The sequence below is a fragment of the Enterococcus sp. AMC1251 genome (genome assembly GCF_058216535.1).
On sequence record NZ_CM177098.1, the window covers coordinates 1,864,330 to 1,878,171 of the forward strand.

The 13,842-nt window shown below is 35.0% G+C and carries 14 protein-coding genes and 1 pseudogene; 6 read left to right on the forward strand and 9 right to left on the reverse strand.

Annotation, left to right across the window (positions count from 1 at the left end; all coding sequences use genetic code 11):
• Positions 1-90 precede the first annotated feature (90 nt).
• Positions 91-303 (forward strand): annotated as a pseudogene (locus AC4BBR_RS08755) (IS5/IS1182 family transposase); the annotation flags it as partial.
• Positions 304-380: 77 nt separating this feature from the next.
• Here the strand turns inward: AC4BBR_RS08755 and AC4BBR_RS08760 are convergent.
• On the reverse strand, positions 381-1,847 hold the full coding sequence (locus tag AC4BBR_RS08760; RefSeq protein ID WP_490459198.1) for an ATP-binding protein: 1,467 nt from the start codon (positions 1,845-1,847) through the stop codon (positions 381-383).
• Positions 1,848-2,567, reverse strand: a complete 720-nt coding sequence (locus tag AC4BBR_RS08765) for a winged helix-turn-helix domain-containing protein (protein WP_490462094.1) — start codon at positions 2,565-2,567, stop codon at positions 1,848-1,850.
• Between the two features lie 150 nt (positions 2,568-2,717).
• Between AC4BBR_RS08765 and AC4BBR_RS08770 the strand changes: the two genes are divergently transcribed.
• On the forward strand, positions 2,718-3,491 hold the full coding sequence (locus AC4BBR_RS08770; RefSeq protein ID WP_490459199.1) for a Cof-type HAD-IIB family hydrolase: 774 nt from the start codon (positions 2,718-2,720) through the stop codon (positions 3,489-3,491).
• A 95-nt stretch (positions 3,492-3,586) separates the two neighbouring features.
• On the opposite strand, the gene AC4BBR_RS08775 is transcribed toward AC4BBR_RS08770, so the two are convergent.
• The gene (locus AC4BBR_RS08775; protein ID WP_490459200.1) at positions 3,587-3,793 is read right to left on the reverse strand and encodes a hypothetical protein; all 207 of its coding nucleotides are present in this window, start codon (positions 3,791-3,793) and stop codon (positions 3,587-3,589) included.
• Between the two features lie 251 nt (positions 3,794-4,044).
• Here AC4BBR_RS08775 and AC4BBR_RS08780 point away from each other — a divergent pair, with 251 nt between their 5' ends.
• Both AC4BBR_RS08780 and AC4BBR_RS08785 read left to right on the forward strand, forming a co-directional pair.
• Positions 4,045-4,806 carry a threonine/serine exporter family protein gene (locus AC4BBR_RS08780; RefSeq protein WP_490459201.1) on the forward strand — a complete coding sequence of 254 codons (762 nt, stop codon included), beginning with the start codon at positions 4,045-4,047 and terminating at the stop codon, positions 4,804-4,806.
• A gap of 12 nt (positions 4,807-4,818) precedes the next feature.
• Entirely contained in the window at positions 4,819-5,271 is a 453-nt protein-coding gene (locus AC4BBR_RS08785; protein WP_490459202.1) for a threonine/serine exporter family protein, read from the forward strand.
• A 56-nt stretch (positions 5,272-5,327) separates the two neighbouring features.
• On the opposite strand, the gene AC4BBR_RS08790 is transcribed toward AC4BBR_RS08785, so the two are convergent.
• From AC4BBR_RS08790 to AC4BBR_RS08810, 5 genes are all read right to left on the reverse strand, one after another.
• On the reverse strand, positions 5,328-6,113 hold the full coding sequence (locus AC4BBR_RS08790) for an ABC transporter ATP-binding protein (RefSeq protein ID WP_490459203.1): 786 nt from the start codon (positions 6,111-6,113) through the stop codon (positions 5,328-5,330).
• Positions 6,110-6,997 (reverse strand): ABC transporter permease, encoded by an 888-nt coding sequence (locus AC4BBR_RS08795; RefSeq protein WP_490459204.1) that lies wholly within the window; start codon positions 6,995-6,997, stop codon positions 6,110-6,112. The genes AC4BBR_RS08790 and AC4BBR_RS08795 overlap by 4 nt, the downstream gene beginning before the upstream one ends.
• Positions 6,998-7,016: 19 nt before the next feature.
• Positions 7,017-8,006: a tryptophan ABC transporter substrate-binding protein gene (gene trpX / locus AC4BBR_RS08800; RefSeq protein ID WP_490459205.1), complete on the reverse strand. Its 990-nt coding sequence runs from the start codon at positions 8,004-8,006 to the stop codon at positions 7,017-7,019.
• A 369-nt stretch (positions 8,007-8,375) separates the two neighbouring features.
• Positions 8,376-8,951, reverse strand: a complete 576-nt coding sequence (locus tag AC4BBR_RS08805) for a GNAT family N-acetyltransferase (RefSeq protein ID WP_490459206.1) — start codon at positions 8,949-8,951, stop codon at positions 8,376-8,378.
• Between the two features lie 114 nt (positions 8,952-9,065).
• Positions 9,066-9,755: a hypothetical protein gene (locus tag AC4BBR_RS08810; RefSeq protein WP_490459207.1), complete on the reverse strand. Its 690-nt coding sequence runs from the start codon at positions 9,753-9,755 to the stop codon at positions 9,066-9,068.
• A 493-nt stretch (positions 9,756-10,248) separates the two neighbouring features.
• Here AC4BBR_RS08810 and AC4BBR_RS08815 point away from each other — a divergent pair, with 493 nt between their 5' ends.
• Both AC4BBR_RS08815 and AC4BBR_RS08820 read left to right on the forward strand, forming a co-directional pair.
• Positions 10,249-11,367, forward strand: a complete 1,119-nt coding sequence (locus AC4BBR_RS08815; protein WP_490459208.1) for a 5-methyltetrahydropteroyltriglutamate--homocysteine S-methyltransferase — start codon at positions 10,249-10,251, stop codon at positions 11,365-11,367.
• A 21-nt stretch (positions 11,368-11,388) separates the two neighbouring features.
• Entirely contained in the window at positions 11,389-12,510 is a 1,122-nt protein-coding gene (locus AC4BBR_RS08820; protein WP_490459209.1) for a 5-methyltetrahydropteroyltriglutamate--homocysteine S-methyltransferase, read from the forward strand.
• A 49-nt stretch (positions 12,511-12,559) separates the two neighbouring features.
• Here the strand turns inward: AC4BBR_RS08820 and AC4BBR_RS08825 are convergent, their stop codons facing one another.
• Complete coding sequence (locus AC4BBR_RS08825) at positions 12,560-13,504, reverse strand: DUF7916 family protein (RefSeq protein ID WP_490459210.1); 945 nt, start codon at positions 13,502-13,504, stop codon at positions 12,560-12,562.
• Positions 13,505-13,842 lie beyond the last annotated feature (338 nt).

A 13,842-nucleotide genomic window follows, 5' to 3' on the forward strand; every position in this document is an offset into this window, starting at 1 on the left:
CTGGTCATATTTGTTTTAACTGAAGATGGCTTTGTTTCGCTACTTTGTGCTTCGCTTTTTGTTGATTGATGTGTTTTTTCTGATTCATAGAATGATCGATTGCGCTATTGTAAAGCAGAGTATAAGAAGAAACTTTTAAATGAGAAATAGGATCTATTTACCTAAAATCGAGATCGAACAAGCGTTTGGAAATTGGCGTTCTATCATTTCCATTTTTGTGGGGAATAAGGAGCAGCGATTGATATTGGTTTGGCGCTCATGGTGCTAAATTTGAGAAAATTAGTAAAGTATATGGAGAAAAAACGAGTCCGATTTTGATGATTGTGTCAATATCGGACTCGTTTTCGTTTTGAGTTAGAACTAAACCTCACTATCTTTTTTTATGCTTCGTCTTCTATTTCTACATCAGGAAATGAAATAGTAAAACTAGTCCCTTTACCTTCTTGACTTTCTACATTGATTTTACCTTTGTGCAGTCGAACCAACTGTTGAACAATAGACAAACCTAAGCCTGATTCGCCATATTTTGTATTTTTCCTAGACGGATCCACTTTGTAATAGCGATCCCAAATATTTTGAACTTGCTCTTCTGTCATACCAATCCCTGTATCAGAAATCGTTATGATCGTTTCCAAATAACCTTTTTGTAAGCGAACGTGAATCTCACCATCTTGCGTAAATTGAATTGCATTTTGAATAATATTCACCATAATTTGAACAAAACGATCATAATCTGCATAGACATCGATAGCTTCATCTGCCTCTAATATCAGCTTATCATTAGCCGATTCAGCTTTTCCTTCTAATTGAGTGAGAATATCCTTTAACGTTTCAGTTGCGTCAAATTTTTTAACAACGATACTGATTTGATTCGTTCTGATTTTCTCATAGTCCAAGTTCTCATTCACTAATCGAATCAAGCGAGAGGTTTCATTTTGCATCAATTTGATGGCATTCTCTCTTTGCCCTTCTGGAATCGCATTATATTGCAATCCCTCTAGTAAACCATTAATTGTAGTTAATGGTGTTCTCATCTCATGAGAGGCATCCGCCATAAATTGACGTCTCCTGTCCTCTTGCCGATCGATTTCTTCTCTGGATTCTTTCAATGATTCCGCCATTTTATTAAAATCTTCCGCTAAATCATCAAATTCGTCTTTGTCATGTGTAACCAGTTTGACGTCAAAATTACCACTAGTAATCTCCTTCGTAGCCTTTCGCATGCGATTAATTCGCTTCACTTGAAAACTAGCAAAGAAATAACTCAAAATCAATCCTACAATACTAGAGATGATAAATCCTTTGACCAAGTTAGCTGTTATTGCATCGACACTATCAGAAACATTCTTGGCTGGTTGCGTGATGACTAATGCACCTATAATTATATTTTCATTTTGAGCGTTAGTTTTACTAACTGGCATTATCACATAAGATGACATACGTTTATTCCCATATACATCTTTATTGATTGTTGTGTATTTTTGCTGTCCCTCCATTATTGCAGCCCAATTTTCTTTGATCACAGAATTATCGACTTTTTTTTCTGTATTCAGAGGATATTGAACTTGCATATCTCTGTCATAAAAAACAAATTGAACATCTTGATTACTTAAAAAACCTTCAAATAAGCTAAAAGATGTATTCCAAATATCCTGATCTGTCATTCCAGGAAGCCTATTGATGGAATCCTTTGTTTTCCATGCTGATATAGCATACCCTCGAAGCTGCTCATAATTGTTGTCCTGAAGGGTTTTTTTAGTTAATTGAGTAAAAGAAGTGCCAACAATTAAAATAATTAGAATGATCACACCCCAAAAAGCCAGTAGTTGTTGATATAAATATTTCATCTAAGCTACTCCGGAATCGTCAAATTTATACCCTACACCCCAAACAGTTTGGATGACTTGCGGTCCTACTTTCTCGATTTTTTGACGCAATTTTTTAATATGCGCATCTACAGTCCGTTCATCACCAAAATATTGATAATCCCAAACCATTTCAAGTAACTGCTCCCGAGAAAATACTTGTCTTGGTTTTTTCGCTAATGTATAAAGTAAATCAAATTCTTTTGGAGTTAAACCATCAATCAATTTATTATCAAGGTAAGCTTCTCTTGTCTTTGTATTCATCTTGAAATGATCTGTTTCTACATCAAATTGATCATTTGAACGCTCTGTTCCTTCAGGTGTATGTTCACCAATCTCAGAACGACGATGCAGTGCTTTTATCCTCGCAATCAATGTTAATGGACTAAATGGTTTCGTTACATAATCATCCGCCCCCATTTCCAATCCGATAACTTGATCACTTTCGGAATCTCTTGCAGTCAACATTACAATAGGAACAGTATTCGAAACTTTACGAACTTCACGGCAGACGGCCATTCCATCCATTGTTGGCAAGTTTAAATCTAATGTAATCATGTCCCATTTTTCCGGATTTTCTAAAAAAGTATCCAATCCTTCTTTACCATCATATTTAAATGTTGCTTCCCAGCCTTCATTTAAAAAAAACATCTGCATCATTTCTGAAACTGACTCATTATCTTCTATCATCAATACATTCATCATTTAATCGCCTCTTTCCATCAAGTTTAACGTCACTTATATTATACTCTAAAATTCACTCAGCTCCAATAACTTCTCTCAATTTTCAAAAAAGCTTTGTCTTTTGTTCAATTTTTGATAAGATTATAGATGAAAGGACGTTGAAAATTCATGAAAAACATACAAGCAGTAGCTTTTTTTGATTTAGATGGAACATTACTGGATGACAAGTCTCAAATTACCCCGGATATAAGGTCAGCTATTAATTCATTAAAAGCTAACAATGTTTTACCAATGATCGCAACCGGTCGAACCGTTGTAGAGATTGAGCATATTATGAAAGACAGCGGTATTGATTCCGCAATCGTTATGAATGGTCAATTTATACAAGTAGAAGGAAAGAAAGTTTATTCAGATGAGTTTACTTATGAAGAATGTCTAAAGATGTATGAGCATGTCAAAAGTCTAGGGCATGAAATATCCTATTATAATGATCAAGAAATTTGGTGTTCTGGTCACAGCGAGATATTGACTAACGCATATGCCTTTATTCATTCAAATCCCCCTGTAATCGATCGATCAAACTTAAAAGAGAAGACTGTTAATATGATGTTAATCTTATCAGAAAATGGTGACGAGCATTATCTAAAACATTTCCCTGAAATGACCTTTTATCGTAACGGCCCTTACTCGATCGATACTGTCAGAAAAGGTGTTTCTAAAGGAACTGGCGTAGCAAAACTATTCCAAACATTGGATTTACCCGCTGTTCCTACTTTTGCTTTTGGAGATGGAATCAATGATCTTGCTCTGTTTGAAGCATGCGATAATAAAATTGCGATGGGAAATGCGCGAACTGAGTTAAAAGAACGTTCTAGCTATATCACTAAGAAAAATACAGACGGCGGAATCGTTCATGCTTTAAAATACTTTGATTTGATATAATAATCCTGATAAAAAGGGTGTGAAACAAAAGTAACTATCACTTTTGTTTCACACCCTAAATTCGAATAAACGACGGATAGAGAGCTAATCCCTTCTTATTTCTCGGGATTGAGTACTTTTGTTCCGCCTTTTTCTTTTTTATGTCTCTTTTGATGAACACAGATAACTGTTCCTGTCACTTGAATCAGTAAGATAAAAAGCAAAATTGCGCTTAATCCTATATGTCCCTGATCGAATGTCCTTTTTAGCAACACAAGTAAAATCAGGCTGCTTGCTGAATAAAGTGACCATTGTTTATCCATAATATCTAGACCCCTTTGGTTTGTTACTTATAAGGATAGGACTTTTAATTAGAAAAAGCAAGGATCTTTTGGATATCTGTGAAGTTTCCTACAATTTTTTAGTGTTTCTTTATAATTCTAAGGAAACTCTAAACATAACAACTACAATTTTTTTATTCATTTTTCTAGCAAATGCTCTATCCATTTCAAATGACTAAAAAAAATGATACACTTGTTTTACTGCAATCTTTATTATAAGGAGTTTTTGATTCATGGATAAACAAAAACAAACAACGGTACAACTCATTTTAGATACTTGTTTAATGGCTGGTAAAATCATGACCGAAAGTGGTTCTGAAGTTTATCGCGTTGAAGATACAATGAATCGAATTGCTGAAAATGCTGGTCAAAAAGAAAGTGTTAGTTATGTAACTGCAACTGGTCTTTTTATGGGTTTTCGTTCAAGTAACTACACCCAATTAGAAAATGTAACTGAACGAAGTATCAACTTAGAAAAAGTGGCGATTGTTAATAATCTTTCGAGAAAATTTGCAGAGAAAGAAATTTCTTTGGAAGAACTTAATTTAAAATTAACAAATATCAATCATGAAGCTCCTGCTTATTCTGTTCCTTTGCAGATTTTTGCAGCTGGAATTGTCAGCTGTACATTGATGTATATTTTTGGAGGAATCTGGCAAGATTTTTTGGTCACCTTCTTTGTTGGAATGATTGGTTTTAGTGTTGCATATTTTACAAAAGAATGGCTGAATATCAAATTTTTAGATGATTTTTTAGCTGCATTTACAGTTGGGCTATTAGCTTATTTAGCTGTACGATTCCACTTTGCTAAAAATATTGATAATATCATTATCGGCGCTGTTATGCCTCTTGTTCCTGGCGTTGCTATTACAAATTCTTTCCGCGATATTTTAGCTGGACATTTATTAAGTGGAACAGCACGCGCAACTGAAGCAATATTTGTTGCTGGATCAATCGGAATTGGCATTGCAATTGTATTTAAATTATTTATGTAAGGAGACATGATTTTGGAAGTTGCTATTCATTGTTTATTTAGCTATTTAAGTACGGTAACATTTGGAATTGTTACAAATGTCCCTAGAAAAGTTTTAAATGCTTGCGGTATTACTGGTGCTGTCGGCTGGATGATTTATTGGTCTATTAAGAACATGGAAGCTGGAGGGATTTTTGCTAATTTTCTTGGTGCGATCGGTATCGGTCTATTGAGTATTTATTTCTCTCGTAGAAAAAAAATGCCAATGACAATTTTTAACATCCCTAGCCTCGTTCCTTTAGTTCCAGGCGGTCCTGCTTATCAAGCTGTTAGAAGTATAGTTTTAGGAGACTATACTGGCGGAGTTCATTCAATCATTAAAGTCATCATGACTGCTGGCGCTATTGCTGCTGGATTTATGGTAACTGGAATTGTTGAACGTTTATTGAAAAATTTATTTGATAAAAACGAGCCTATTATAAAATAAATTTAATACACAAAGATCATTCAAGTATTCTCTAACCACTTGAATGATCTTTTCAATTAATCAATTGAAATTTCTTCTGTTTCTTCTTCAAAGAATAATAATAAATCTTGTAAGGTCAATTTTTCTTTTTCTTCTTTATTTAAATCTTTAATGATTTCCCCTTTTTGTAACACAATTAGTCTGTTACCATAATGTAAAGCATCTTCCATACGATGAGTGATCATCAAACAAGTTAACTGTCCTTCTTTGATCCGTTGATCAGTCAGTTCCATTAACTGTTTGGATGTTTTAGGATCTAATGCAGCAGTATGTTCATCTAAAAGTAGTAATTCAGGTTTCGTCAACGTTGCCATCAATAAGCTTAATGCTTGTCTTTGACCTCCAGATAAGTTGCCCGTAGGTGTATCCAGATGATTTTCCAATCCATTTCCGACTTCACTGCAGATTTTTGTAAATAAACCTCGCTCTTCGTTTAATTTCCGCAAACGGAATCCGCGTCTTTTTCCTCGATGCATAGCTAATAGTAAATTCTCAGCAACTGTCATTCTTGGTGCAGTACCCATTTTAGGATCTTGGAAAACACGTGATAGATATTTTGCACGTTTTTCTTCGGAATGCATTGTAATATTCTGATCGTTGATATACAAATCTCCTTCAGTTAATGTCACTGTTCCAGCAATACTGTTAAATAAAGTACTCTTGCCAGCTCCATTACCACCTAATACAGTAACAAACTCACCTTGAGCAATGTTCAAATTCACGTGATTTAAAATCATTTTTGTTTCGTTCAGTCCATTATCGATAAGCTTTGTAGCATTTTTAAGTTGTAAAACTGTACTCATTTTTCACCCTCCTTTTGCGGTAAAAAGTGTAAGTTTAACGTTTTTTTTAGTTGCGGAATCATTAGACACATAGCTAAGATCACAGCAGAAAAGATTTTTAAATAGGTTGTATCAAATCCCAGTTTGATAACTAGGAGAATAAGTAATTGGTAAATAATACTTCCGACAACAATTGCTACTAAGCGCTCCGCAAAAGTCAGTTCTCCAAACAACACTTCCCCAATAATGATCGATGCTAATCCAATAACAATCACACCAGTTCCTTTGTTTACATCTGCGTAGCCGTCGTTTTGGGCAATCAATGCGCCAGACAAAGCTATCACGCCATTTGATAGTGTCAAGCCTAATATTTTCATGGAATCTGTTTTAATGCCAATAGAACGCGCCATATGCTCATTATCCCCTGTTGCAATATACGCTTGACCTAAATTTGTATTAAAGAAAAATAGTAATAAACTTATAATAATCACTAGAAAAATTATACCTAAAAAGATAATGTCATAATAGTTAGGTAAATTTAGTTGCAAAAAGAAATCTTGGATTTTTGGTTTATTCAACAAAGATAAATTTGGCGTCTGCATCACATAAAGGATCACTGAATTCAAACCTGACATCACTAAAATACCCGCCAGTATCACCGGGATTTTTCCTTTCGTAAATAGTAAGCCTGTCACAAGCCCTGCGCACATACCTGCTAAAACACCTAATAAAGTTGCAAAAATCGGATGAATTCCTGAAGTAATTGCTGTAACACAAACTGCTCCTCCAAGTGGAAATGAGCCTTCTGTCGTCATATCTGGAAAATTTAAAATACGATACGTCATAAAAATACCTAATCCTAATATTGCCCATAACATTCCTTGTCCAATTGCTGAAACTATCATTTTGATCCTCTCCTTGCATTTATTCTATAATTTTTGCTTTTGATGCGATATTTTCAGGAATTGAAATCCCTAATTTCTCTGCTTGTTTTTGATTGATCATAATATCTCCCGTTTTAAATGTATAAATCGGTGTCGATTCAGGTTTTGCTTTTCCCGATAAGACATTAGCAGCCATCTTCCCAGTTTGAACACCTAATTCGAATTGGTTGATCCCTACCGTAGCCAATCCACCTTGTTCGACCATTGTATCTACTGATGGAATAATTGGAGTTTTTGTTTTATCAGCTTCACTTACTACTGTTTGCATTGCATTCGCAATTGTATTATCTGTAGGAATATAAATGAAATCCACTTGACTTGTCATTACTTGCACTGTCTGAGCTATTTCATTACTGGAAGGAACTGCGAAAGTTTTTACTGTCAATCCTTTTTTTTCAGCAACTTTTTTTGCTTCTTCGACTTGATATTTAGAATTTTCTTCGGAAGAAGCATAAAGTATTCCGACTCTTTTACTTTTCGGCAAGATTTCCTTGGCTAAATCAAACTGAGCAGTCACTGGTGATTTATCACTTACGCCAGTGATGTTGCCGCCAGGTCTTTGATTGTCTTTTACTAACCCAGCACTAACAGGATCCGTAATTGCACCAAGAATGATCGGTATTTCTGATGTTGTGTTGGCAAGTGCTTGAGCCGCAGGGGTTGCGATTCCAATCAAAACATCTGATTTCTTTTCTTGCACTAATTGCTGACTCATCGTGGCTAACTTACTTTGATCAGCTTGACCATTTTGAAAAGCAATCGTCATATTTTTTCCCTCTTCATAACCCTTTTCTTTCAAACCAGCCTGAATTCCTTTGTAAATTTGATCTAATGCAGGATGACTAACAAACTGCAAAACACCGACTGTTGGTAATTTTTGTTTCGTAGTTTCTTTCATTTCTATAAAATATGATCCAATCAAGAATATAACGATAATTGCTACAACAGCTGTTAAACGGTTTTTTCTCATATTTTTCCCTCTCCCTTTCACCAATAAATATTTTCAAACAAAAAACAACGACAAATCCTAAAAAAAGGAGCGGTCGTTGTTTTATAAACAAAAACCACATAGAACACTCATCTATGCAGTCAAAAATTCATCTTGAATAAGCCAACATAGATACAAAATTTAGAATTCGTCTTCTAAAGCTGTATCTATGAGAGTATCATACATACAACTATCTACGCCAGTTTTGCCATGAATTATTCAATTCTTTGATTGGTTTTGATAGTCGATCCATGTAATCACTCCTATAGTTTTTCTGTTAAAATCAGTTTACACTAAAAGGAATTTGTTCGTCAAGTCTAAAAATGTTCCATATTAAAATTATTTTGAATTTCACTTTTTCTTTTGAGATTTTTTTAATCGTTTGCGATAACTCCAACTGTCTTTATTTTCTTTATAAGGGGAAAAATCTAAACTTGCAAACATTTTTTGAGATCCTTTATTCCAGTTGAATATTTCACTGACTGTAATAAAATCTCTACCTAATTTTCTTGATTTATAGATAAAATACTTTGTGACCATTCGCCCAATATGACGATTGCGGAATGCTCGATCAATTACAATTGCAAAGTCATCTTCTGCTAACCAAACATCACCAATTATTTGAGGATGATCACCGTCTCTATACTCTATATAGTAAAGCAGTCCATGCTCATCTTGCCATTCATACATTTGTTGAATTTGTTCTTTTGTGTAGGTGATTTCTATTCCAACGATATTACGCATACTTTCTGGATCCTGATACCATTTTAAAGACTCTTCACGAAGTTTATCAAAAGGAATTAAACGAACGTTTTCAGTTATTCGGACTTTTTTTGACGTACTGCAATTGAAAAAGGACTCAGTATTAGGCTGAGTCCTTTTTCTCACTAAATCTGTCGCCAAAGTCCGCCATTTAACTCTTGCCACGTCGTTCACTTTTTACGTATACACGCTGGAATCTTGATTTAGTCATAAAAAGTCCAAAGAAAATGAATAGAATAAATTCTCTCATAATCAAGCCCTTCTTTCTAATAAATTGGTTTATTGTGCTACTGAATCAGACACCGCAGATTGTTGCGGTGGCAATCCCTCTTCGCCCGTTACTTTTTCAGTTACTGTTTGAGTAGTTTCTGTCGTTGACACTGTTGAACTCGGTGTTTGCGCTGGTACTGACACGGCTGGCGGCTGAACACTCTCCCCTAAACTAGACAACGGTAACTGATTTAACGCTGAAATGAGCATCGTTTTTGTATCAAAGCTTTCATCAACAGAAAACCTATTTTTTTCTTTTCCATTCTCGAAGAAAACAATTGTTACTTCATTTTTTTTGATTCTGTAGTTGTTTTCGATGTCCTCTATATTGTAAACCATCGGATAAATATAAATGCTATGATTAAACTCTTGCATTTGTCCAGAATCTTTTAATACATCAATAACATTTTCATAAGATTTACCACTTGGAACTGAGAACAAAACAGTCATTGCAGTTTTTTTATCGATCTCTTCATCTGCTGTTTTAACATCTAAATAATTTGCTTTTTTGGCTAGTTTTTCTTGATTTACTAAAGATTTAATTTCGGAGGCTCGAATATTAGCTTGCACTTTCGGTACTACTATAAATAAACTTATAATAAACAGAACAATCACAGCTAATATAATCGCAGTAAGCTTTTTCTTTCTATTTAAGTAAGTAACAAAATCTTCTTTAACATCAATAAAATTTTTCTTCATACGTTCGCTCCTCTACTGCTTATACCTCTATTATACTAGTACTTCTTCCCTTTGCCTAGTCTAACAAATAATACCCTATCTATATTTTAATAAAAAGTAAAAGCTTTTTCATTTGCGCTTCTATAAATTAAACACAATTAAACTATTATCCTTAGTTGACAAAAGACCGCCTCTAGCATATACTCTCTATAAATGAAGAATAAATTAGAATACAATGAAAAGAAGAGTACTGTTTTCAGAGAATTAATGAGAGAGTCTCGGTAGCTGAAAAGAGATAATTTGAAAAAACAGGAAGATGGTCTTTGAGTAAACTTTGGGAACGCCCATTACAGCGTCAAGGTATTGATCTCTAACATCTGTACCTGTTGAGGAAAATCTTGTGAAAGATTTTTAAACTAAAGGTGGTAACACGTTCAATCGTCCTTTACTTTTGCAAAAAAGTATTGGGCTTTTTTTATTTTTCAATAAATTTGACAGAAATGGAGGAATATTTATGCCAAATCCCAACCCAAGAATCCCCTTTCGTTACGATATTGTCGGAAGCTTTCTACGACCCGAATCCTTAAAAATTGGACGAGCATCATTTGAAGCTGGGGACATTTCAAAGAAAGAATTAACTCAAATCGAAGACCTTGCAATTATCGATTTAATTAAGAAGCAAAAAGAAGCTGGTCTTCTTGCTGTGACAGATGGTGAATTTCGTCGACGCTGGTGGCATTTAGACTTTATTGCAGGATTGAATGGGATCACTGTTTACGATTTTCAAACAACTGCTTTTGGCATTACTACCGATGCTCAAGGGACATATGTTAACAGTCCTTTGTCTTTTTCAAAAAAACACCCTTTTCTTGAGCATTTTCGTTTTACTCAAATGCATGCAGCGCCTATTTTAGCAAAACAAACGATTCCTGGACCAAATATGATTTTTTTAGATTCACTGATTTTGTCAAAGCAATACAACGAAAATCCTATTTACAGTTCTTTAGAAACATTCAAAGAAGATTTAATCACAACATATCAAGATGCAATACAAGCCTTCTACAATGCTGGTTGCCGGTATTTGCAATTAGATGATACTAGCTGGGGCGGATTGTTCGATGATCGTTTCCGTGAGATAATCAAAAAAAATGGCTTAGATGCTGACCAACTGCTCTATGATTTTCAAGAAGTAACAGAAAAATCTTTAGTAAATAAACCTGATGATCTCTCTGTTACCTTCCATTTTTGTAAAGGAAACTTCCAATCACATTGGCTTTATAATGGCTCTTATGAAACGATTGCCAAATCTTTATTTTCTATTGACGCCATTGATGGTTTTTTCTTAGAATACGACGATGAGCGTTCCGGTGGATTTAACCCTTTGAAAGAATTGAAAGGACAACGTATAGTCCTAGGATTGGTCACGACAAAGAATGGGCTGCTTGAAGCGTCTTCCGTTATTGAAAAACGCATCCATGAAGCTAGCCACTTTGTTCCTTTAAACCAGATTTGCTTATCCCCTCAATGCGGCTTTGCATCAACGCATGAAGGGAATCACTTGACCGAGGCAGATCAATGGAAAAAAATAAATCTTGTAAAAACAATTGCCAAGAATATTTGGCAAGATGCTTAGTATAAAAAAGGAGGAAGTAGTATGTCTGTAATGAAAGAAATTCCGTTTCGTTATGATCAAGTAGGTAGCTTTTTACGTCCTGAAAAATTAAAACAAGCTAGAGAACAGTTTGCAAACCAAAGAATATCGGTGAAAGAATTAAAACAAGTTGAAGATCAATCTATTATCGAACTAATCAATAAACAAGTTCAGTCAGGCTTAAAAGCAGTTACAGATGGTGAATTCCGTCGTAGTTGGTGGCATTTAGATTTCCTTTGGGGTTTAAAGGGCGTTGAGCAAACAACGCCTGAACACGGCTATCAATTTAATGAAGTAGAAACAAGAGCTGCTTCTTATCAAATTTCAGATAAAGTCTCATTCAATCCGAATCATCCATTTTTTGATGCTTTCGAATTCTTGAATGAACATACGCCGGAAGGAATCATCGCAAAAGCAACAATTCCTTCTCCAACGCTACTTTTTAACCGTAAGAATGATACTTTTACCTATGCAAGTTATACAGATGAGAACGCCTTCATCAATGATTTAGCCGATGCTTATCATCAAACAATTCTAAAATTTTATGATTTAGGCTGTCGTTATATCCAATTAGATGATACCTCCTGGGGCATGTATACGGGGTTTATAGAGAATGCTAAAACAGAAGATGAAATCAAACATTGGCAACAACAATGCGAAACAGGGGTTTCCGTAGTAAATCAATTACTTAATGATTTACCCGATGACTTAACGATCGCAATGCATGTTTGCCGCGGAAATTATAAATCTGACTGGGCTATTGCTGGTCCGTATGATCATGTAACCACTTACCTCGCGCAATTGAATATCGATGGCTACTTCTTAGAATATGACGATGATCGTTCAGGTGGCTTTGAACCTTTGGTACAAATTTATGAAAATGATCCTACTAAAAAAGTGGTACTTGGTTTAGTAACTTCAAAGTTTCCTGAACTAGAATCAAAAGAAAGTCTAACTAAAAGAATAAATGAAGCTGCAACCTATATTCCTCTGGAAAATCTTTGCCTCTCTCCTCAATGCGGATTTGCTTCTACAGAAGAGGGGAACTATTTAACCGAGGATGAACAATGGGCAAAAGTTAGATTAGTTGTTAATACAGCTAAATCTGTCTGGAAAGACGCTTAAATTAAAAAACAAGAAGCAGAATTTCTCTCTCTGTTTCTTGTTTTTTGCTTTATCGATTTACCGATCGTGCCATTCGATTGATCGTATGTCGCATCCCACGAATGGCAACTGACATTTCATAAATATTTTCAGCGGGTGCAAGACCACCATACCCTGCATCACCGATATGTTGGATATCTACTCCGCAAATTTTATTGGTCAACGCAATTTGGCGAATCGTTTCTTTATTCGCACTTTCTTGACTCGTCCCGATTGCAGACATTGTTAATAAATTATATTTTTTTGCAATCGCTACAGCCGCTTTCATATCTTCTTCTGCAAAGCCTTGAACAGTTCCAACTGCTGGTAATAGTAAAATATCTGCTCCAGCTTTTGCATAAGCTTCCACAGCTTCGGTTGAAACAACTGGCTCATCTGATCCTGCACTATGCATTTTCCCAGCAATAATAAGTCCCGAGAAATTTTCTTTTGCGATTTTAACCGTTTTAGCGATTTCTAAATTAGTCACTCCTGTTCCAGGATTTCCTGTTAAACAAATAAAATCAATCCCCATTTCTTCTGCTTTTTGAATCGTTTCTTTTGAACTTGTGCGACCATTACTGATTGCTAATTTTTCACTAAACATAGTTGATGACTCATCGACTGGTTCTAAATTAACCCCAATTGGACGTCCTACTAACTCTTTTAAAATTGGAATTGGATTGATTTTATTTTTATCTGGATTTTGCCAATATGTCATGATCTCTTCTAAAGACATGCCTGGAATTCCTTGTACGACTGGATTGAAACAATCAAAAACATTTAACAAAATCAAATCAGCTCCAAATGCCGCAGCAACCTCTGCATTACTAATATCTCCTGCTTGCGGTGATGCTGTGACAACATTTTCAGATAAAATTGTCCGCCCTTCACTTGCTTTGATCGACTGTTTCAGTTCTTCTGCCGTCATTTTTGCTACTTCACTGTAACTCGCGCTGATTAATCGTTTTACCATGTTGTTTCCTCCCTAATTTAAAATGTAGCGAGCTTCTAAGACATTTAATTCCGTTCTTAGGAATTGAGCTAGAGCCCTTGTGGCTAGTAAACGCTAGGCGCTGAACAAGTCCTGTTCAGCCTCAACTGAAAAACAAGTAAAATTGATTGCAAGGATTTTTAATTCAAGAGGTTAGCCTGCGAAACTAGATAAATAAATCTACGCTCATTATACTAAAAAACAGAGGAAAGCGCAGTCATTTACTAAATAGGTTCATCAATTTCACATTCTCGAGCTTTTATTCGCCACTTTCTTTCTAAATGAAAAGAAGTCCGTTATAATAGAATTATTATGTATAT

Excerpts from the sequence above, each read along its gene's own strand:
- AC4BBR_RS08760 (WP_490459198.1), bottom strand. The coding sequence starts at position 1,847 with ATGAAATATTTATATCAACAACTACTGGCTTTTTGGGGTGTGATCATT.
- AC4BBR_RS08790 (WP_490459203.1), bottom strand. The coding sequence starts at position 6,113 with ATGAGTACAGTTTTACAACTTAAAAATGCTACAAAGCTTATCGATAAT.
- AC4BBR_RS08820 (WP_490459209.1), top strand. The coding sequence starts at position 11,389 with ATGTCTGTAATGAAAGAAATTCCGTTTCGTTATGATCAAGTAGGTAGC.
- AC4BBR_RS08815 (WP_490459208.1), top strand. The coding sequence starts at position 10,249 with ATGCCAAATCCCAACCCAAGAATCCCCTTTCGTTACGATATTGTCGGA.
- AC4BBR_RS08810 (WP_490459207.1), bottom strand. The coding sequence starts at position 9,755 with ATGAAGAAAAATTTTATTGATGTTAAAGAAGATTTTGTTACTTACTTA.
- AC4BBR_RS08780 (WP_490459201.1), top strand. The coding sequence starts at position 4,045 with ATGGATAAACAAAAACAAACAACGGTACAACTCATTTTAGATACTTGT.
- AC4BBR_RS08775 (WP_490459200.1), bottom strand. The coding sequence starts at position 3,793 with ATGGATAAACAATGGTCACTTTATTCAGCAAGCAGCCTGATTTTACTT.
- AC4BBR_RS08825 (WP_490459210.1), bottom strand. The coding sequence starts at position 13,504 with ATGGTAAAACGATTAATCAGCGCGAGTTACAGTGAAGTAGCAAAAATG.
- trpX (WP_490459205.1), bottom strand. The coding sequence starts at position 8,006 with ATGAGAAAAAACCGTTTAACAGCTGTTGTAGCAATTATCGTTATATTC.
- AC4BBR_RS08765 (WP_490462094.1), bottom strand. The coding sequence starts at position 2,567 with ATGAATGTATTGATGATAGAAGATAATGAGTCAGTTTCAGAAATGATG.
- AC4BBR_RS08770 (WP_490459199.1), top strand. The coding sequence starts at position 2,718 with ATGAAAAACATACAAGCAGTAGCTTTTTTTGATTTAGATGGAACATTA.
- AC4BBR_RS08795 (WP_490459204.1), bottom strand. The coding sequence starts at position 6,997 with ATGATAGTTTCAGCAATTGGACAAGGAATGTTATGGGCAATATTAGGA.